This window comes from Paraburkholderia sp. SIMBA_053 (assembly GCF_046534895.1).
Taxonomy (GTDB): domain Bacteria; phylum Pseudomonadota; class Gammaproteobacteria; order Burkholderiales; family Burkholderiaceae; genus Paraburkholderia; species Paraburkholderia caledonica.
Window position 1 is genome coordinate 97251 of the sequence record NZ_JAWRXU010000016.1, and the last position, 19044, is coordinate 116294.

18 protein-coding genes are annotated in these 19044 nt (G+C 62.4%); 7 read left to right on the top strand and 11 right to left on the bottom strand.

Annotated features, from left to right (window positions below):
* Positions 1-87: 87 nt before the first annotated feature.
* Positions 88-789, bottom strand: a complete 702-nt coding sequence (locus SB753_RS30360) for a phosphatase PAP2 family protein (protein ID WP_410803552.1) — start codon at positions 787-789, stop codon at positions 88-90.
* Positions 790-1122: 333 nt separating this feature from the next.
* Here SB753_RS30360 and SB753_RS30365 point away from each other — a divergent pair, with 333 nt between their 5' ends.
* Both SB753_RS30365 and SB753_RS30370 read left to right on the top strand, forming a co-directional pair.
* Complete coding sequence (locus tag SB753_RS30365) at positions 1123-2313, top strand: PHB depolymerase family esterase (RefSeq protein ID WP_410803554.1); 1191 nt, start codon at positions 1123-1125, stop codon at positions 2311-2313.
* Positions 2314-2422: 109 nt separating this feature from the next.
* Positions 2423-2599 carry a DUF3563 family protein gene (locus tag SB753_RS30370; RefSeq protein ID WP_084530981.1) on the top strand — a complete coding sequence of 59 codons (177 nt, stop codon included), beginning with the start codon at positions 2423-2425 and terminating at the stop codon, positions 2597-2599.
* 136 nt (positions 2600-2735) lie between these two features.
* Here the strand turns inward: SB753_RS30370 and SB753_RS30375 are convergent, their stop codons facing one another.
* The 6 genes from SB753_RS30375 to SB753_RS30400 form a co-directional block, all read right to left on the bottom strand.
* Positions 2736-4235, bottom strand: coding sequence for a cryptochrome/photolyase family protein (locus SB753_RS30375; protein WP_410803556.1), 1500 nt, complete (start codon positions 4233-4235; stop codon positions 2736-2738).
* 123 nt (positions 4236-4358) lie between these two features.
* Positions 4359-4778, bottom strand: a complete 420-nt coding sequence (locus SB753_RS30380) for an organic hydroperoxide resistance protein (RefSeq protein WP_020071019.1) — start codon at positions 4776-4778, stop codon at positions 4359-4361.
* A 171-nt stretch (positions 4779-4949) separates the two neighbouring features.
* Complete coding sequence (locus SB753_RS30385) at positions 4950-5402, bottom strand: MarR family winged helix-turn-helix transcriptional regulator (RefSeq protein WP_288829680.1); 453 nt, start codon at positions 5400-5402, stop codon at positions 4950-4952.
* Positions 5403-5609: 207 nt separating this feature from the next.
* Positions 5610-6419: a BPSS1780 family membrane protein gene (locus tag SB753_RS30390; protein ID WP_410803558.1), complete on the bottom strand. Its 810-nt coding sequence runs from the start codon at positions 6417-6419 to the stop codon at positions 5610-5612.
* Positions 6410-7405, bottom strand: coding sequence for a homoserine kinase (locus SB753_RS30395; RefSeq protein WP_410803560.1), 996 nt, complete (start codon positions 7403-7405; stop codon positions 6410-6412). Before SB753_RS30395 ends, SB753_RS30390 begins: the two co-directional genes overlap by 10 nt.
* A 218-nt stretch (positions 7406-7623) precedes the next feature.
* Positions 7624-8019 (bottom strand): hypothetical protein, encoded by a 396-nt coding sequence (locus SB753_RS30400; RefSeq protein WP_020071014.1) that lies wholly within the window; start codon positions 8017-8019, stop codon positions 7624-7626.
* Positions 8020-8219: 200 nt separating this feature from the next.
* Between SB753_RS30400 and SB753_RS30405 the strand changes: the two genes are divergently transcribed.
* On the top strand, positions 8220-9746 hold the full coding sequence (locus tag SB753_RS30405; protein ID WP_088176594.1) for an AMP nucleosidase: 1527 nt from the start codon (positions 8220-8222) through the stop codon (positions 9744-9746).
* A gap of 75 nt (positions 9747-9821) precedes the next feature.
* Here the strand turns inward: SB753_RS30405 and SB753_RS30410 are convergent, their stop codons facing one another.
* Together SB753_RS30410 and SB753_RS30415 are read right to left on the bottom strand one after the other, a co-directional pair.
* Positions 9822-10349: a chromate transporter gene (locus SB753_RS30410; protein WP_020071012.1), complete on the bottom strand. Its 528-nt coding sequence runs from the start codon at positions 10347-10349 to the stop codon at positions 9822-9824.
* Complete coding sequence (locus SB753_RS30415; protein WP_410803563.1) at positions 10346-10915, bottom strand: chromate transporter; 570 nt, start codon at positions 10913-10915, stop codon at positions 10346-10348. The genes SB753_RS30410 and SB753_RS30415 overlap by 4 nt, the downstream gene beginning before the upstream one ends.
* Positions 10916-11012: 97 nt before the next feature.
* On the opposite strand from SB753_RS30415, the gene SB753_RS30420 reads away from it, so the two are divergent.
* Positions 11013-11945: a transcriptional regulator GcvA gene (locus tag SB753_RS30420; RefSeq protein ID WP_204523790.1), complete on the top strand. Its 933-nt coding sequence runs from the start codon at positions 11013-11015 to the stop codon at positions 11943-11945.
* A 39-nt stretch (positions 11946-11984) separates the two neighbouring features.
* On the opposite strand, the gene SB753_RS30425 is transcribed toward SB753_RS30420, so the two are convergent.
* Positions 11985-12728, bottom strand: coding sequence for a TIGR00730 family Rossman fold protein (locus tag SB753_RS30425; protein ID WP_020071009.1), 744 nt, complete (start codon positions 12726-12728; stop codon positions 11985-11987).
* Between the two features lies 1 nt (position 12729).
* Here SB753_RS30425 and polA point away from each other — a divergent pair, with 1 nt between their 5' ends.
* The 3 genes from polA to SB753_RS30440 all read left to right on the top strand — a co-directional run bounded on the left by polA (position 12730) and on the right by SB753_RS30440 (position 17934).
* Complete coding sequence (gene polA / locus SB753_RS30430; protein ID WP_204523791.1) at positions 12730-15471, top strand: DNA polymerase I; 2742 nt, start codon at positions 12730-12732, stop codon at positions 15469-15471.
* 155 nt (positions 15472-15626) lie between these two features.
* On the top strand, positions 15627-16973 hold the full coding sequence (locus SB753_RS30435) for an NAD(P)/FAD-dependent oxidoreductase (protein ID WP_410803566.1): 1347 nt from the start codon (positions 15627-15629) through the stop codon (positions 16971-16973).
* Between the two features lie 88 nt (positions 16974-17061).
* Positions 17062-17934, top strand: coding sequence for a dienelactone hydrolase family protein (locus tag SB753_RS30440; protein WP_131319559.1), 873 nt, complete (start codon positions 17062-17064; stop codon positions 17932-17934).
* 175 nt (positions 17935-18109) lie between these two features.
* On the opposite strand, the gene SB753_RS30445 is transcribed toward SB753_RS30440, so the two are convergent.
* Positions 18110-18979, bottom strand: a complete 870-nt coding sequence (locus SB753_RS30445) for a sulfurtransferase (RefSeq protein WP_020071005.1) — start codon at positions 18977-18979, stop codon at positions 18110-18112.
* Between the last annotated feature and the right edge of the window lie 65 nt (positions 18980-19044).

A 19044-nucleotide genomic window follows, 5' to 3' on the forward strand; every position in this document is an offset into this window, starting at 1 on the left:
CCGTATCGTAATATAGACGAGGTTATAGCGCTGGCGCGACGAGCATGCCGCCGCGCGAAGAAGGCGGATGGCGAGCCAGAAAACGGCTTAGGCGTTCAGAGAGCGCGGCGGCGCGAGGCTGTTTCGCGTCTGCGAGAGTGGCGCGGCGGCCGGCCGGACATCGCGCACGGCCTTCCACTTTGCGCGGATGAACGGCCGGTCGTGGCCGGAGACTTTCAGCGCGATGTGCGTCACCCAGCGCTGAGTCGGCACGTGAACGCCGTGCATCAGCACGGCAAGCGCCATCAGGCTGACCGCGACTGGGAGCACGGAAAGGCGCTCGGGAACGGCGTTCCAGGCCGTCCGCACGAACAAAAGCGCGGCTAGCGCGCCGACGAGGCACCCAGTGATTGCTTCCGAAGGCGAGTGCGCGCTCAGCACGACGCGCGACAGCCCAACCGCCATTCCGGCAGCCAGCCCGAGTACAACGCCCAGCACGCGGACGGGCGGCCGCGTGCGGAAAAGCATCAGGAACAGGGCGACGGGATAGACGGCCGTCGAGAGCATGGCGTGGCCACTGACGCCCGTGAAATCGAACTCGCGCACCCCTACGCCCCAGCCGAGGAACGCCAGCTTCGTCACCGTCACGACGCCGATTGCCGCACCGAGCAGCAACAGCCAGCCGGCCGCCATGCGCCACGTGTAGCCGACCCCGAGCCACAGCGCGATGGCGAACGCTAGCGGCAGCGTCATGCCGGCGCCGCCGAGGCTGGTGATCGAGTACCACAGTTGGGCTGGCAGGTCGGGCATCGAGAAAAGGCGGTCAGAGCCGCATAGAATCATTGATATCTCTCTAACGCGCGAGCGAGGCAAAGCGCCGACGCGTTGGGGTAAGCGCCTAGTATAGACGGCGCCTGCCGAAGGCTCGCGGCGCGCAGACAAGCTTTTTGCTTGGGGATGTTAGGCGGCTAACAGGCGCCAGCAGCCTTTAATGGCGGTCGGGGACAAGGTTTGGTGCGGCGAGCGGTGCCGGCGGACTCGCCTGGCGGCTTCTGCATCGCCTGAGGATTGATGTTATTGTGCATTGCACAAGAAACGCATGTGCGTTCGTCAATCCTGCCCTTTTTGCGAGGTTCAGCGCCGATGGCAAAAAGTTTATCAAAAATCTGGCTCCGCGGCCTCAAGCGCCTGCTCGCTATTCAGACCGAGCACGCCCACACGACCGCCAAGCGCGCCACTAAGCGCCCGGCCCGCGCGGCATCCAGCAAGCCGTCGACGAAGGTTCGCCCTCTGAAGTCTGCCGCACTGCGTTCGCCCGTCAAACGCGAAGCGCCGCACGCGGCCGCACGCGAATCGCGGGTGCGCCCACGGGCGGCCGCCTGGGCGAGCGGATCGTGGACGCGTTCGTTCCATTCGGCGCCTGCGGCGCCCGGCCGGCTGGTCAATCATCTTCAATACGGCCTCTACGTTCCGTCGGGCCACGCTCTCGAAGCCATGCCGCTGCTTGTGATGTTGCACGGCTGCACGCAATCCATCGACGAATTCGCGCAAGGTACGCGGATGAACGTGCTGGCGGACCGCTACGGCTTTGCTGTCGTTTATCCGGAACAGTCGAAGCATGCGCATTCGCACCGCTGCTGGCACTGGTACGACGCCGGCGAAAGCGCCGGTGGTGCCGAGGCGCGGGCGGTGGTGTCGCTCGTCGATGCGCTGGTCGCCCAGCATGGTTTCGACAGCGAGCGCGTTTATGTGGCTGGAATTTCTGCGGGGGCGGGGCTTGCGGCGCTGCTGGCGCTGCGTTTTCCGGACCGCTTTGCGGCGGTCGCGCTGCACTCTGGCCCGGCGTTTGGCGAAGCCCGCTCCGGCATTACGGCGATGGACGTGATGCGGCGCGGCGCGCGGCGCGATCCTGCTGAACTCGTCGACGAGGTCGCGGACGTTGCGCATTATCCGGGCATGCCGGCGCTCATCATTCACGGCGACGCCGATCATGTGGTTGCGCCGGTCAACGCCGACCAGCTTGCGACGCAATTTTTGCGTCTGAATCGGATGATCGATCCCAAAGGCGCGCGCAAATCCGGCGAAATGCGCGAAGAGCGCAAGGGCGGCATGACGCTACGCGACTATTTCCGTAGCGGCCGGCGCGTCGTTCGCCTGTGTCACGTGCAAGGCGTGGCACATGCCTGGAGCGGCGGAGACGATTCTGTGCCGTTCCATTCCGCGAAGGGCCCGGACGCCAGCGCCATGGTGTGGGAGTTCTTCAAGCACCAGCGGCGGGTGAGCGCGGGCGTCGCCGAGAGCACTTCGGCCGACGCCTCTGCGTACGCACGGTGACTTTTGAGCAACAGCCGAAAATGAATGTTGGCGTAATCCTAGGGTTTTCCCTATAATACGGGTTATCCCCTAGGCGTTAATGCCTACACTCATTGCCGAGGTTCTCATCATGTACCTGCTTACCCGCTTGTTCCTCTTTCTGACCAAGTCGCCCGAACAACTCGCAAAAGAACGCGCTGATGCGTTCCTGGCCGAAGCGACCGACCTGTACGACCTCGAGTTCCGCATGCGCAAGCTGGATCGCGACGCGAACTTTCGTCAGCCGTCGTGGATGAGCCAGCACTAAGCTGCGCTGTAATTAAAGCATCGGCGGTAGCAAATGACGCCGGTGCTGGCGCAGGGCTGAGCGTCGGCTCTAAGCCAGTAGCGCTGCTACAAAAACCCGCTTTCCAGCTGCGTCACTAGACGCGGTGAGCGTGTGCTCACTTCCCGAATCGAGCCAGCGTCCGGGCTCTCGCCTGCGCGTGGTCGACAATCGGCTCCGGGTAATCCTTGCCTAACACAACGTCGTATTGTGCGAGCCGTTCCGCGCCCGCCAGCCACGGCGCGTGGATCCATTTGGCCGGCAGTTTCCCCAACTGCGGCAAATAGCGTTTCATGAACCGGCCGTCGGCATCGAATTTCTCCGATTGCGTGACTGGGTTGAAGATCCGGAAATAGGGCTGCGCGTCGCATCCTGTGGAAGCCGCCCATTGCCAGCCGCCGTTATTCGCCGCGAAGTCGAAATCGTTCAGTTGATCGGCGAAATAGCGCTCCCCGAGCCGCCAGTCCACGCCTAGGTCTTTCACCAGAAAACTCGCGGTCACCATGCGCAGGCGGTTATGCATGTAGCCGGTGCTGTTCAGCTGCAACATGGCCGCGTCGATCAGCGGATAGCCGGTGCGGCCTTCGCACCATGCGGCGAACGCTTCATCCGCTTCCGGGCCCTGCTCCCAACGCAGACGGTCGTACTCTTCCTTGAACGACGCGCCGCTAGCCAGCTTCGGCTGATGCGACAGGATCATGAAGTAGAAATCCCGCCAGATCAGTTCCGAGAGCCACGTGGCCGAGCCTTGGCCGTCCGGTTGCAGAGACATCTCATGAGCGAGCCGCGCGAGCGTGCGAATCGACACGGTGCCAAAGCGCAGGTGCACGGACAAATAGCTGGGACCCTTGGCCGCCGGAAAATCTCGCCGTTCTGCGTAGCTGTCGATACGCGTGAGAAAGTCGTCGAGCAGCAACCGGGCGCCGCTCATGCCGGTGGGCAACTCGAGATCTCCGAGATTGCTGGGCGCGAAGCCCAGTTGATCGAGCGTCGGTAGATGCCGGTCTAGTTTTGCCGGCAGCTTGGCTAGGTGGCCTGCGTAGGTTTCGACCGGATAAGGCTTCAGATCGAAGCTTGTCAGTTGCTTGAGCCACGCGTTCTTGTACGGCGTGAATACCGTGAATGGCTTGTTCTGGCCAGTCAACAGTTCGGCGCGCTCGAAAATCACCTGATCCTTGAAAGTCAGCCATTGGCGTCCTGCCTCGGCGACACGCTCGCGCACGTTCTCGTCCCGCTCGATCGCGGCGGGTTCGTAGTCGTGGTTCGCAAATACCGCATCGACCTGCAACTCGTTGGCGAGCTTCGGCACGAGATCGGCCGGATCGCCGCTCAGCACGACGAGCCCGCCACCCTGAGCGCGCAGCGCGTCGTCAAGTTCGCCCAGCGACGCAAGAATGAACTCGACACGGCGATCTTGCGCCTGCGTGCCCGGATGACGCGTCACCCACTTATCAACGATCGGTTGCAGGATCGTCGTATCGAACACGAACACGCACCACACGCGCTCGCAATGCTTGAGCGCATAGTACAGCGCGGCGTTATCGGTGCTGCGCAGGTCACGGCGAAACCAGACCAGGCCGGTGTCGAAGGTGTCGTTCAGTCGTCGGACGCGTGTCATCGGCAAGTTGAGATGTAAATGGCTACGCGCCCGCCCTCGGCGTCGAGGGCGGGCGCGGATGAGGCCGGCAGTTAAAGTGCTGCGTTTCCCGGCGAGCCGTGAGCGACCCGCCGACCTGGCAGCTTACGCGACTTGCAGACGAACTGCGACGTTGTTGCGCGTAGCGTTCGAGTACGGGCAAACCTGGTGAGCGGCGTCGACCAGTTCTTTAGCTGCATCTGCATCCAGACCCGGCAGCGAGATGCGAAGATCGATGTCCAGTGCGAAGCCGCCCTTGTCGTTCGGACCGATGCCGACTTCTGCGGTGACCTGAGTATCGGCAGGCAGCGTCTGCTTGTGCTGACCCGCGACAAACTTCATTGCGCTGAGAAAACATGCCGAATAGCCAGCGGCGAACAACTGTTCAGGGTTCGTGCCGGCTGCACCATTGCCGCCCAATTCGCGCGGCGCAGCGAGCTTCACGTCCAACGCATTGTCCGACGATACTGCACGGCCGTCGCGGCCACCGGTGCTCGTTGCACTTGCTTTGTAGAGGATGTTCATCGCGCTGCTCCTTGATCTGGGTTTGGGAAGATCTGCATGTTGCCGCTTCGCGCTACCTGCCGTTGTGGCGCGGTGCCAGTGAAGCGGCATGTGATAAATATAGTACACAAATCATTTGTGTACAAATGAAATTTCACATGATGTCGATAGCCAGCGTTTGCACCGGCGCGTCTAGTTATCCGTGTAGTCGTTAAGCGTGGTGCGCAGGCGAGTCAGGTCGTCGCGCAATCGGAGCAGGAATTCGGGGGTCTGTTGCGTGGCGCAAAAGATTTCGGCGGGCACCTCGCGGGCCTGACGCTTGAGCGCTGCGCCGGCCTTGGTGAGTCGAACGTAGACGAGACGTTCGTCTTCCACTCCCCGCACCCGTTCCACCAGACCTTGCGTCTCGAGGCGCTTGAGCAGGGGCGTGACAGTTGCCGAATCGAGGTTCAGGCGCGCGGCCATGCCCTTGACCGTGACGTCGTCGCTTTCCCATAGCACCAGCATCGCCAGATATTGCGGATACGTGAGACCGAGCTTGTCGAGAAGCGGCTTGTAGGCCTTGGTCATCGCCAGCGACGTGGAGTAGAGGGCGAAGCACAGTTGCTCGTCGAGCGTGAAGGGCAAAGCGGGGCGCTGGGTCATGATGCATCTCGTGTCAAAGGAGTGCACGCAAATAGATTGAGTGCAAACCATTGTGCCGCAAATCGGCGCACATTGACGACTATGAGATGTAAAGGCGGACTACGAGAAGCGGGCGCCGCGGTAGACGCAGCGCCGCGAGACAAGCAACAGAGCGGCCGTGTTGCGAGCGGCAATGGGCGCCCGGCGTAGGGCCTCAGGCCTCAGGCCTCAGGCTGCCGGTGTAGTCGGCAGATCAGGCGTTTGCGGAGTCTGCACGCCGTAGCAGCCGCGATATGTCGCGTAGAACGAGCAATACAGCATGGTCGTGACGATCATCGTGGCGGGCATCAGCACGGCGAACGCGAAGTCACCCGCGCCGAGCGCCTGCATCAATGCCGACAAGCCGAGCGACACTATCATTGCCACGCCAAACCACAGCGCGCCGAACACGATGAATGCGCCGCGATTTCGCCAGCAACTGACGAGGCTGAAGAACATCGCCTTGACGGGCGGTACATCGTGCCATGCCGCGAGAATGGGCGAGAACCAGAACAGCATGGCCACCGGAATGTAGAACGCAAAGGCCGTAACCACGGCGAGCGGCATATTGCTGTTGGCGACTGCCTGAGGGTCCATTGCTGCGCCCGCGCCAAGCATCACCTTCAGCAACATGCCGCCGTCGGCGAGTGCCGAACCCGCGAGCACCACCGCCATTGCGATTACGTAGAACACGCCGAGCACGATCAGCCGCCGGGCGACCACTGGTCCGTACGAACGGAAGCCATCCACGAGGATTGTTGGAAAAACGGGCTTGCCCGCGATCGTATTGCGGCATGCGGCCATGAAGCCGACGGCGACGCCCGGAATGAACGCGAGCGGCAACACGCTACCGATCAGCGGGATTTGCGCAACCAGCGTCATCACCAGCAAATAGGTGAAAAACAGCGTGAGAAACGCGAGCGGATTCTTGCGGAACAGCCAGATACCTTGCCGGAACCATACATAGCCGGTTTTCGCGGGAACTTCGATCAGTTGCATGAGGTGTGAATGCCTGGAAGTGCGACGCCGGACAGGCGCTCGCGCAGAATGCGTTCGAAATGGCCGGGATCGTGCGGTTTAAGCAGTTCGGCCGCGCGCGGCAAATGAAAATCATACAGGCGCGAGACCCAGAAACGGTACGCGCCCGCCCGCAGCATGTCGCCCCAATGACGGTTTTCTTCGACGGTAAAAGGACGCACCGTTTGATACGCGCGCAGCATGGCTTCGGTGCGCGCCTCGTCGAGCTTGCCCGTGGCGAGGTCGACGCACCAGTCGTTGACGGTGACCGCGACGTCGAACAGCCACTTGTCGCAGCCGGCGAAGTAAAAATCGAAGAAGCCGCCGAGACGAACCTCGTGACCGGTTTCCGGCGCGGCATGCGCGAACATGGCGTTGTCGCGGAACAGGTCGGCGTGACAAGGTCCCTCAGGCAGCGCCGCGTAATCTGCCGACGCAAAGAACGCCTCTTGATACGCGAGCTCGGACGACAACAAGTCACGCTGCTCGCCTTCGAGAAACGGCAGGATGGTCGGCACCGTTTCCTTCCACCACGGCAGGCTACGCAGGTTCGGCTGATAGCCGGTGTAATCGCGCCCGGCGAGATGCATGCGCGCAAGCATCTGTCCGACTTCGATGCAATGTTCGACGCCCGGCGCCAGTTCCGGCGCGCCTTCGAGCTTCGTCACGATAGCGGTGGGCTTGCCGTGCAGGATGCCGAACAGCGACCCGTCCTCGCGCGGCATGGGGTCCGGCACAGGCACGCGGTGCTCCGCAAGATGGCGCATCAGGTTCAGATAGAACGGCAACTGCCCGGCCGTGAGCTTTTCAAAAATGGTGAGGACGTATTCGCCGCGGGTGGTCGTGAGGAAAAAGTTGCTGTTTTCGATGCCGGATGTAATGCCGCGAAATTCGACGACTTCGCCGAGATCGTAATGGCGCATCCAGTCTGCTAGTTGGGATTCGGTGACAGCGGTGAAGACAGCCATGCGGGAAACGTCAGGTCAGGTTGGTCGGGCTGGCGCGATGCGGCCAGCGGGCTACGTGCGGTGGTGAAAGCAGTGTGGAGCGCGCGTTCAGGCAGGTCGGTGGAACGGTTGCGAAGCTCGGCGCACCGCCGCGCGATGCGAAATTCAAGCTCACAGCACCGGCGACGCGCGCCGGCGCAGGGCATTGATCAGGAGCGGCGCCGGCGCCCCGCCAGGCATCAGTACCTCAGGTTCACCGAAGGCAGACGCGTGCTCGCGCGTCCGTTGTCGCGCACGGTGGGCGACGTATCGAGCGGCGCGCTCATCTGGTAGCGCGTGCCAAGGTTCGAGCGGACGTTGATTTCGACGGGCTTGCCTTTGTCGCGGTATTCAGTGATTTCCGTGCCGTTCCCGCTGCGCTCGTGGAAGCTCGGCGTGCGCGGGACGTTGATTTCCACCTTCGAGCTGACCTCGGCTGCCGGCCGGTTGATCTTCTCCAGGTCGGGCAGGCCGGCGCGTTCGTTGGCGGACTGCGGCGCGCCCGGGGGCGGAGTGTCGTCGACAGGCTGGGCAGCCATCGCGGCGTTGCCAAAGGCAAGGGCCAGTGCAACGGCGACGGGAAGGAGCGGCTTCATGGTGATTCTCCGGAATGGTGCCCCGATTCTAGCAAATCCAGCTTCTGCCACGGGCGCAATCGCCTTATTTTGCGCCGCTTTCGCGCAGCGCGCCCGCAATCTCGCTGGGCTCCCGGCGGCGCGTGCCGCGCTCGCCTCGACGTCATTTGGCGATCATGGGTTCCGTGGTAATGTCGTCTCATCAATAGAGGCGAATGAAGATGAACAACGATACCAATCAACGCGCGGTGCAAACTCCCGCCAACAGCTTCCCGACCGAATCCTTCGACGACGCTGCCGAGGCCGTCACACGCCTGTCGGCCATTTACGAAGCCAACACGTCATTTCTGCGCGACGCCTTCGCGCGCTATCGCCGCAACGAACTGTTCGAACGCCGGGTACGTGCGTGCTACCCGTTCGTGCGCGTCTGTACCGAAGTCAACACGCATATCGACTCGCGCCGCTCGTACGGTTTTGTCGCGGGCCCCGGCGTGTTCGAGACGACCGTTACGCGCCCCGATCTGTTCGGCAACTACTATCGTGAGCAGTTGCGTCTGCTGGCTAAAAACCATCATGTGAAGATCGAAGTTGGCGTGTCGAATCAGCCGATCCCCATTCATTTTGCGTTTGCCGAGGGCATTCACCTCGAAGGCGATCTGGATCGCGAGCGCCTCTTCCTGATGCGCGACGTGTTCGACACGCCCGACCTGGCGCTGCTCGACGACCGTATCGTCAACGGCACCTATGAGCCGCTGGCGGGCGAGCCGCATCCGCTCGCGCTGTTCACGGCGGCGCGCGTGGATTTCTCGCTGCATCGGCTGAAGCATTACACGGCGACTTCGCCCACGCATTGCCAGAACTACGTGCTGTACACGAACTACCAGTTTTATATCGACGAATTCGTCAAACTTGGCCGCACCATGATGGCCCATACAGACGACGAGGAATTGCGCGCCTATCGCAGCGAATACACGTCGTTTGTGGAACCGGGCGACGTGGTCATCTACAACGAGAATCTCGGCGAGCAGGCGCAGGAAGGCACGGCGCCGCCGCGTCTGCCGCAGATGCCCGCGTATCACCTGAAGCGCGCGGACGGCAGCGGCATCACGATGATCAACATCGGCGTCGGGCCGTCGAACGCGAAGACCATCACCGATCACATCGCCGTGCTGCGTCCGCATGCGTGGATCATGCTGGGCCACTGTGCGGGCCTGCGCAACACGCAGCGCCTCGGCGACTATGTGCTCGCGCACGGCTACGTGCGAGAAGATCACGTACTCGACGCCGATCTGCCGCTGTGGGTCCCGATTCCGGCGCTCGCCGAAGTGCAGGTGGCGCTGGAGCGCGCGGTCGCGCAAGTCACGCGGCTCGACGGCGTGGAACTCAAACGGGTCATGCGCACGGGCACTGTCGCGAGTGTGGACAACCGCAACTGGGAGTTGCGCGATCATCGTGAGCCGGTTCAGCGGCTGTCGCAAAGCCGCGCGATCGCGCTCGACATGGAAAGCGCGACCATTGCAGCAAACGGATTCCGCTTCCGCGTGCCTTACGGCACCTTGTTATGTGTGTCGGACAAGCCGCTGCACGGCGAGCTGAAGTTGCCGGGCATGGCCGATCAGTTCTATCGCGCGCAAGTCGACCAGCATCTGCAGATCGGCGTGAAAGCCATGGAGCTTTTGCGCGAGAACGGGCTGCATCGTTTGCATAGCCGCAAGCTGCGCAGCTTTGCAGAGGTGGCGTTTCAGTAAACGGAGTGTTGGGGCGGTCGGTTCTTCCGCCGGCGGCTGCGATCGGCGGAAGAGCAAGGACATCAACCGATGCGTCTACTGCCCAAAGCCGGTCAGCCCGATCAAGCTTCCGGCGGCCAGCAGCCATAGCGGATGAATGCGTGTTTTCAATGCGATTGCGGCGGTGGCCGCTGTGACTGCCCACGCAATCGCCGTCGAATCCGACGCTTCCGCGATCAGCGCCGCGCTCGCTGCGACGATGCCTGCCGTAACCGGCACCAGCCCCAACTGCGCATAACGCCGCCACGGCCGGTCCTTGAAGCGGTCCCACGCGTGGAGCGCGAGTATGGTCACGATCGACGACGGCCCGAACTTCGCGATCGACGTCACCAGCATGCCGGGCCAGCCGGCCACGTGCCATCCAATCAGTGTCACGATCATCAGGTTGGGCCCCGGCGCGGCTTGGGCAAGCGCGAATAGCGCACTGAATTCGCTGGCCGGCATCCAGTGATGCACCTCGACCACCTGACGCTGCATCTCCGGAAGAATGGTGTTGCCGCCGCCGAATGCGAGCAGCGAAAGCTGACTGAAAATGATGGCGAGAGAAACGAGCGTGTCGTTCATTGTGCGCTCCTCGATGCAACGTAGATGCTGAGCGGCGTCAGCACAAGCATGGTGGGCAACAGCGGTAGCCGCATGATCGCGATAGCAACGAAGCCGAGGGCGGCGATGAGCGCGGCCATCGGTTTATTGCGCAGCGGCAGCACGATTTTTACGGCCATCGAAATCAGAAGCCCCGCTGCGGCCGCCGCGAGTCCCGCAAATAGATGACGCACATGCGGGTCGTCCTGCGTGCGCTCGTACAACACGCCAAGACCGATCACCACCAGCGACGGCCCGGCGATCAAGCCGAGCAATCCAGCGAGCGCGCCCGGGATTCCGCGAAAGCGCATGCCGACGGCTACTGAGAGATTGATCACATTGCCGCCCGGCAGAAACTGGCAAAGCCCCAGCAGATCGGTGAAGTCTTCCGCGTTCAACCAGCGGCGTTGCTCGACAAGCGCGCGGCGCGCGAGCGGCAGTGCTCCGCCAAATGAGACGAGTCCCAAGCCCAGAAAACCGCCGAAAATTTCCCGCAAAGTGGGCCTCGGCGCTGCGGCGGAGTCGAGTGAGGTGAGATTGTGGTCCATGGCGCTTCGCTTTCCGTTCAAGCTCAAGAGGTTAGCGCCGAAACGCCATGCGGCAAAACGATTTTTGCGCGTGTCTTTGTGATCTACAATCACAAGCATGGCTCGTAACCTCCCTCCTTTTCCCGCGCTGCGCGCCTTTGAAGCCGCGGCGCGGCACGAAAGCTTCACCGCTGCGGCGAACGAACTGCATGTGACGCACGGTGCAATCAGCCGGCAAGTCGCGGCGTTCGAGTCGTGGCTCGGCGTGCAGGTGTTCCAGCGTCACGGCAAGCGCGTGCGCCTGACGACGGCTGGCCGCCGCTATCTGTCCACCGTGCAGGCCGCGTTCGACAGCATCGCGCACGCCACCGATCAATTACGCGACACCGGCGTGGTTCACGTGCTGCGGGTGAATGCGCTGCCCACGTTCGCGATGAAATGGCTGCTGCCGCGCCTGCATCAATTCCAGCGCAAGGTGCCGAACGTCGAATTGCGATTGGCGACGTCGAACGCGCCGGTCGAAACATTGGATAGCTTCGACGTTGCGGTGAGGCGAGGCCCCGCTCACTGGCCAAACTGTGTGAGCGGCCACTTTCTTGGCGAGAGCGAGCTTCCGGTGTGCAGTCCCGCGCTACTGCAGCGCTCGCCGATCAACACGGCCGACGACCTCGCGCGACACGTTCTCCTGCATTCCGACACGCGGCCCGATGCCTGGGGCAACTGGTTGTCGGCCGCGGGCGTGACGGCGAAATGCCGGAAGAAGCAATCGTTCGATCACTTCTATCTGGCCCTGCAGGCCGCAGTAGATGGACTCGGCGTGGCGCTCGGCCCCTTGCCGCTACTTGCCGACGAACTCGCATCCGGGCGGCTCGTGATGCCGCTGGCGGCGCCGCGCATCGACGCGCGCGGCTATTGGTGGGTGGCAAGAAGAGAAGTCGCCCACGCGCCGCTCGTCGCGCAATTCTGCGAATGGTTGCAGGCGCAAGGCGATCAGACCGATCAGGCGCAAACGCAAACGGGCAGCCCCGAGGCCGCCCGCTTGAATGATTGATCCAGCAGTAATGCAGCGCGCGAGCGCTGCACTCGCACGTTACAGATAGAACATGCGGTCTTCTTCAGACTTGGTGGGTTGCGGCTCAGCGCCTTCGCGATCTTCGTAGAACTTGAGCACCGCTTCGAGCACCTGGTCCGGGTCGTCGATCACCTGCATCAGGTCGATGTCCGTCGGATTGATCAGGCCCATAGGCGTGAGCGAGTTCTTGAACCACGCAAGCAGACCTTCCCAGAACTCTGCGCCCACCAGAATGATCGGCACGTGACGCGACTTCTTGGTTTGAATGAGCGTGAGTACTTCCGCGAGTTCGTCGAGCGTGCCGAAGCCACCGGGCATCACGATCACGGCATCTGAATTCTTCACGAACGTAACCTTGCGCGTGAAGAAATGACGGAAGCGCAGCGAGATGTCTTGCCACTGGTTACCGGACTGCTCGTGCGGCAACTCGATATTCAACCCGACCGAAGGCGCCTTGCCTGCATGAGCGCCTTTATTTGCGGCTTCCATGATGCCTGGGCCGCCTCCGGAGATTACGGCGAAGCCTGCATCGGAGAGCTTGCGGGCAATTTGCGTGGCGAGTTTGTAGTACGGCGAGCTGGGTTTCAGGCGCGCTGAACCGTAGATGCTGACAGCGGGGCGGATCTCCGAGAGGTACTCGGTCGCCTCGATAAACTCTGCCATAATCGTGAACATCTGCCACGATGCGCGGGCCTTTTTTGCCGTTGCGCGCTCTTGATCTGCGAGTGATCGCAGACTCGGAATCACTTTTCTCTTAGTCATAATGCCTGAAGAACGAAGCCTTGAAGGTAAGACCCTGCTATTGGTCGACGGTTCGAGTTATCTGTACCGGGCCTACCATGCGATGCCTGATCTGCGCGGGCCCGATGGTGGTCCCACAGGTGCGCTCTACGGGATGATCAACATGCTGCGGCGCATGCGCAAGGAAGTCACAGCAGAGTATAGCGCGTGCGTGTTCGACGCCAAGGGCAAAACGTTTCGCGACGACTGGTATCCCGACTATAAGGCGAATCGGCCATCGATGCCGGACGATCTCTCGCGGCAGATCGAGCCAATTCATGTGGCCGTGCGTGCACTCGGCTGGCCGCTTCTGATGATCGACGGCGTGGAAGCCGACGACGTGATCGGCACGCTTTCCACCGAGGCGGAAAAGCGCGGCATGAACGTGATCGTGTCGACCGGGGACAAGGATCTGGCGCAGCTCGTGTCGGATCATGTCACCCTCATCAATACGATGACCAACGAAAAACTCGACCGCGCCGGCGTTCTTGCGAAGTTCGGCGTCCCCCCGGAGCGCATTGTCGACTACCTGTCGTTGATCGGCGATACCGTCGACAACGTGCCCGGCGTCGAGAAATGCGGGCCGAAAACCGCGCTCAAATGGCTGTCGCAATTCGAGTCGCTAGATGGCATCGTCGCACATGCAGACGAAATCAAAGGTGCGGTAGGAGACAATCTGCGACGAGCTCTGGATTTTCTGCCGATGGCGCGCAAGCTCGTCACCGTGGAGCGTCATTGCGATCTGACCGGGCATCTCACGTCGATCGAGGAGAATTTGCAGAGCCGGCCCGAATCGCGCGAAGAATTGCGCGATGTCTTCACGCGTCACGGGTTCAAGACATGGCTGCGCGAGGTCGAAATTGCCGATGCGGTCGAAGGGCCGGAAACCGACGTGCCGCCTGCGCTCAGCGTGGATCACGAGCGCCACTACGAAACCGTGCAAACGTGGGAACAGTTCGACGCGTGGCTGCAAAAAATCAACGCAGCTGAACTGACTTCGTTCGATACCGAAACCACGTCGCTCGATCCGATGACCGCGCAAATCGTGGGTCTGTCACTGTCGGTAGAAGCGGGTCATGCCGCTTATGTGCCGCTCGCGCATCGCGGCCCCGACGCGCCCGTGCAACTGCCGCGCGACGAAGTGCTTGCGAGGCTCAAGCCGTGGCTCGAAAGCGCGGAGCACAAGAAGGTCGGTCAGCATCTGAAGTACGACGAGCAGGTGCTGGCCAATTACGGTATCGAGATGCGCGGCGTCGAACACGACACGCTGTTGCAATCGTACGTGCTGGAGTCGCATCGTCCGCATGACATGGACAACCTGGCGTTGCGCCATCTCGGCATCAAAACGATCAAGTACGAAGACGTCGCGGGCAAGGGTGCCCAGCAAATCGGTTTCGACGAAGTCGCGCTGGACAAAGCCGCCGAATATGCCGCAGAAGACGCCGACGTGACATTGCGTTTGCATCAGGCACTGTATCCGCAGCTTGCTGCGGAAGAGGCGCTCGAGCATGTCTATCGCGACATCGAAGTGCCCACGTCGCGCGTGCTGCGCAAGATGGAGCGTACCGGCGTTCTGATCGACGCGGAAAAACTGCGTCAGCAAAGCAGCGAAATCGCCGCGCGTCTGATTCAGCTGGAGAGCGAAGCGTATGTGCTCGCCGGCGGCGAATTCAATCTCGGCTCGCCCAAGCAGATCGGTCAGATCTTCTTCGAGAGACTCGAATTGCCAGTCGTGAAGAAGACGCCGAGCGGCGCGCCGTCCACCGACGAAGAAGTACTTCAGAAGCTCGCGGAAGATTATCCGCTGCCGAAAATCCTGCTGGAACATCGCGGCTTGTCGAAGCTTAAGTCGACCTACACCGACAAGCTGCCGCGCATGGTCAACGCAACAACCGGTCGCGTGCACACGAATTACGCGCAGGCCGTTGCGGTTACGGGGCGCCTTGCGTCGAACGATCCGAACCTGCAAAACATTCCGGTGCGCACAGGCGAAGGCCGCCGTATTCGCGAGGCCTTCATTGCGCCGCCGGGGCACAAGCTCGTCTCGGCAGATTACTCGCAAATCGAACTGCGCATCATGGCGCACATTTCCGGCGACGAATCGTTGCTGCGCGCGTTCTCCCAAGGGGAAGACATTCACCGCGCGACTGCCGCCGAGATTTTCAGCGTGACGCCGCTCGAAGTGTCGAACGATCAGCGGCGCGTGGCGAAGGTCATCAACTTCGGTCTGATCTATGGCATGAGTTCGTTCGGCCTCGCGTCGAACCTCGGCATTACGCGCGACGCCGCGAAGCTCTATATCGACCGCTATTTCGCACGCTATCCGGGCGTCGCTCGCTACATGGACGAAACGCGTCTGAGCGCGAAGGCGAAGGGTTATGTCGAAACGGTGTTCGGCCGCCGGCTGTGGCTGCCGGAAATCAACGGCGGCAATGGTCCGCGCCGCCAGGCCGCGGAGCGCGCGGCCATTAACGCGCCAATGCAAGGTACGGCTGCCGATCTGATCAAGTTGTCGATGATCGCGGTGCAGAAGTGGATCGAACAATCCAGGATCGGCACCCGCATGATCATGCAGGTGCACGACGAACTCATTCTCGAAGTGCCGGACGCGGAACTGTCCGAAGTGCGCCAGCGTCTGCCCGAGTTGATGTGCGGTGTCGCCGCGCTGAAAGTCCCGCTGGTCGCCGAAGTAGGCGCGGGCCTCAACTGGGAGGAAGCGCATTGACGCCTATGTGACGGCGCGCGATATCGTCGTGTGCATGTCACATATGCGTATTGGCGGCTTGTGACAAACCATGCTGCTCGCGGACAATCGGTAAAGACGCGTGCCTCTCGCGCGCGATCACGACGCACAACCCATTGGCAAATACGGAGAGTTCAATGCATCGGTTTATCGTCGTTGGCGGAGGCGCAGGAGGACTGGAGCTGGCAACTCGCTTAGGCGATCGCTATGGTCACAAGAACAAAGCCGGTACGCGGGCGCAGGTCACGCTCGTCGACCGCAATCCGACGCACATCTGGAAGCCGCTGCTGCACGAAGTGGCGGCCGGCAGTATGGACCCGTTCACGCAGGAACTCGAATATGCCGCGCAAGCGCGCTGGCATGGCTTCGAGTTCCAGCAGGGCGAACTGACGGGCCTCGACCGCGCGAACCGGCGTCTTACCCTTGGTACAGTGCTTGACGACGACGGCGCCGAACTCCTTCCCGAACGCCAGCTCGACTACGACACGCTGATCATCGCGATCGGCAGCACGACGGCATTCTTCGGCGTGAAAGGCGCGCCCGAGTTCTCTCTGGCACTCGACACCGTGAGCCAGGCCGAGCGCTTTCGCAAGCGCCTTATCGCGGCTTGCATGCGGGCCGAGCATCAGGCGCACGAGCCGGTCGAATCCGGACTGGGCACGTCGCCTTCGTCCGAGCCGCGCATTCAGGTGGCGATTGTCGGCGGCGGCGCGACGGGCGTCGAACTCTCCGCGGAATTGCGCAACACGGCCCAGGTGTTGTCCGCGTATGGTTTGCACAAGCTCGATCCTCGGCACGACGTGGGCATTGTGTTGATCGAGGCAGGGCCGCGCATTTTGCCGGCTCTGCAGGAACGTGTGTCGACGGCCACCGCCGAGCTGCTCACCAAGCTCGGCGTAAAGCTCATGACGAGCGAGACCGTGGCCGAGGTCGCGCCCGGCATCATCCGCACCGCGAGCGGAAAAACCGTGCGTGCCGATCTGACGGTGTGGGCGGCAGGTATCAAGGCACCCGCTATTCTGAGCCAGCTCGACGGCTTGCCGGTCAACCGCCTCGGTCAGCTCAACGTGCGCCGCACGCTGCAAACCGAGATCGACGACAACGTCTTCGCGCTTGGCGATTGCGCTGCCTGCCCTTGGCCCGGTAACGAAAAGAATGTGCCGCCTCGCGCGCAAGCCGCGCATCAGCAGGCCAGTTTTCTTCTGAAAGCGCTCGCGGCGCGGCTTGAAAACAGGCCGCTGCCGGAATTCACGTATCGCGACTTCGGCTCGCTCGTGTCGCTTGGACACTTCAGCGCGGTCGGCAATCTGATGGGCGGCGTGATCGGCGGCAATATGCTGATCGAAGGACTGTTCGCGCGTTTCATGTACATGTCGCTGTACCGGCTGCATATTGCCGCGCTACACGGCTACGCCCGAATGGTGCTCGACACCTTTGCACACTGGCTGCGGCGCACCACCTTACCGCGCGTCAAGCTGCACTGAAGGCGCGCCTCGCGAAGAGGTTGCATCTGCAACAGGACGCGCGTGAGGCGTATCCTGTTGCCTCCACCGTTCAACGAGGAGCGCCCGCATGCTGAATCCCGATGTCGACAGCCTGGTCCCGCACGTTCCCTTCAACCGGCGCACTTTCATCAAGGCCGCGATCGGCACTGGATTTGCTGCCGCCGTGTTGCCCGTGTCGGCGCAAACCATCCATACCGACAGCGAAGGTCTCGAAGCCGGCGAGATCGCCGTGCGTTCAGGCGGCACGCTCGTGCCGGCCTATCGCGCGCAGCCGAAGGGCAAGACGCATCTGCCGGTGATCATCGTCATTCATGAGGCGTTCGGCGTGCACGAGCATATCGCAGACGTGTGCCGGCGTTTCGCCAAGCTCGGCTATCTGGCGATCGCGCCGGATCTGTTTGTCCGCGAAGGCGATCCGATGGCGCTTCCGACCATCCAGCAAATCAGTCAGCAGATCTTGAGCAAGGTGCCGGACGAACAGGCGATGGCCGATCTCGACGTGACAGTCGCCTGGGCCGGCGAGCACGGCGGCGATCTGAACCGGCTGGGCGTGACGGGCTTCTGTTGGGGCGGGCGCATCGCGTGGCTGTACGCAGAGCACAATCCGCGGCTCAAGGCAGCGGTTGCGTGGTATGGACGTGTTACCGGCGATCGCACGGCGACTACACCCACGAACCCGCTCGACCGCGTGGCGGATCTGCATGCGCCGGTGCTCGGTCTCTACGGGTTGCAGGACCAAAGCATTCCGCAGGACTCGCTCGAGCAGATGAAGCAGGCGATTGCGCAAGGGCCGCAGGTAGCGCGCGGTTCGCAATTCGTTGTGTACGATGATGCGGGCCACGCGTTTTTCGCGGACTACCGGCCGAGCTACAAGAAGGCCGACGCGGAAGACGGCTGGCGTCGGACGCTGGCCTGGTTCAAGCAGCACGGAGTGGTTTGAGCTTCGGGCTTCGAGCTTTGAGCTTCGACAGTGCGGCTTCTGCTTCTGCTCCGCGCGTGAGCTTGCCGCTTTGACCCGTTCGGGCCGCCCGGTCCCCGCCGCATACACATAAAAAGGCCGTTGCCGCTCGTGAGCGGCAACGGCCTTCGGCTTTCCTCGCGGCGCTTTGCTTCGCTTAGGGATTCGGGCCGGTTGCGACGGGCCGCTTCGGATCAGAACTCCATTCGCTCCAGGAGCCCGCGTAGAGCGCTGCACCGTGCAGACCGGCGACTTCCATCGCCAGCGCATTGACGCACGCCGTCACGCCCGAGCCGCATTGCAGAACGACATGTTCCGGCGGCGTATCGCCGAGTAGTGCGGTGAACTCGTCGCGCAGGGTATGAGCCGGCTTGAAGCGGCCGTCAGCGGTCAGGTTGTCCTTAAAGAAGCGATTGAGCGCGCCCGGAATGTGCCCGCCCACCGCATCCAGCGTCTCGTTCTCGCCGCGATAGCGATCGGCCGAGCGCGCGTCGACCACCACGCGCTCTTTAGAACCGAGATTGCGCTCGACCATGTTTGCGTCGACGGTGACGGAAAGCGGGGCGCCGGCTTTAAAGTCGCCGGTGTTTTGCGGCGGCACGTCCTGCGTCAACGGCTGACCGGCGGCTTCCCACGCTTGCAGGCCGCCGTCGAGCAACGCCACCGCGTCGTGGCCGAGCCAGCGCAGCAGCCACCAGGCGCGCGCGGCGTACATGCCGCCTTGCGCGTCGTAGGCGACGACTTGCTGGCCTTGCTTCAACCCGCGCGATTCCAGCGTTTCAACGAGCCGCGCGCGATCGGGCAACGGATGGCGCCCGTTCGTACCGTTCTTCGGCCCGGACAGATCGCGGTCCAGATGCAGATAATGCGCGCCGGGCAGATGCCCTGCGAGATAGGCTTTTTCACCGGCTTCCGGGTCGGCCAGGTCAAAGCGGCAGTCGATGACGAACACGCTGCCCGGCGCCTCGGCGAGTCGTTCGGCGAGATTCGTCGCAGAGATCAAAGTGGTGTAGTGAGTGTGGGGCATGACGTCTCCTCGATGCGGGCGATGGCGGCTCCGTTGCCGGCGGTCTCATGACGCGACCGGATGGC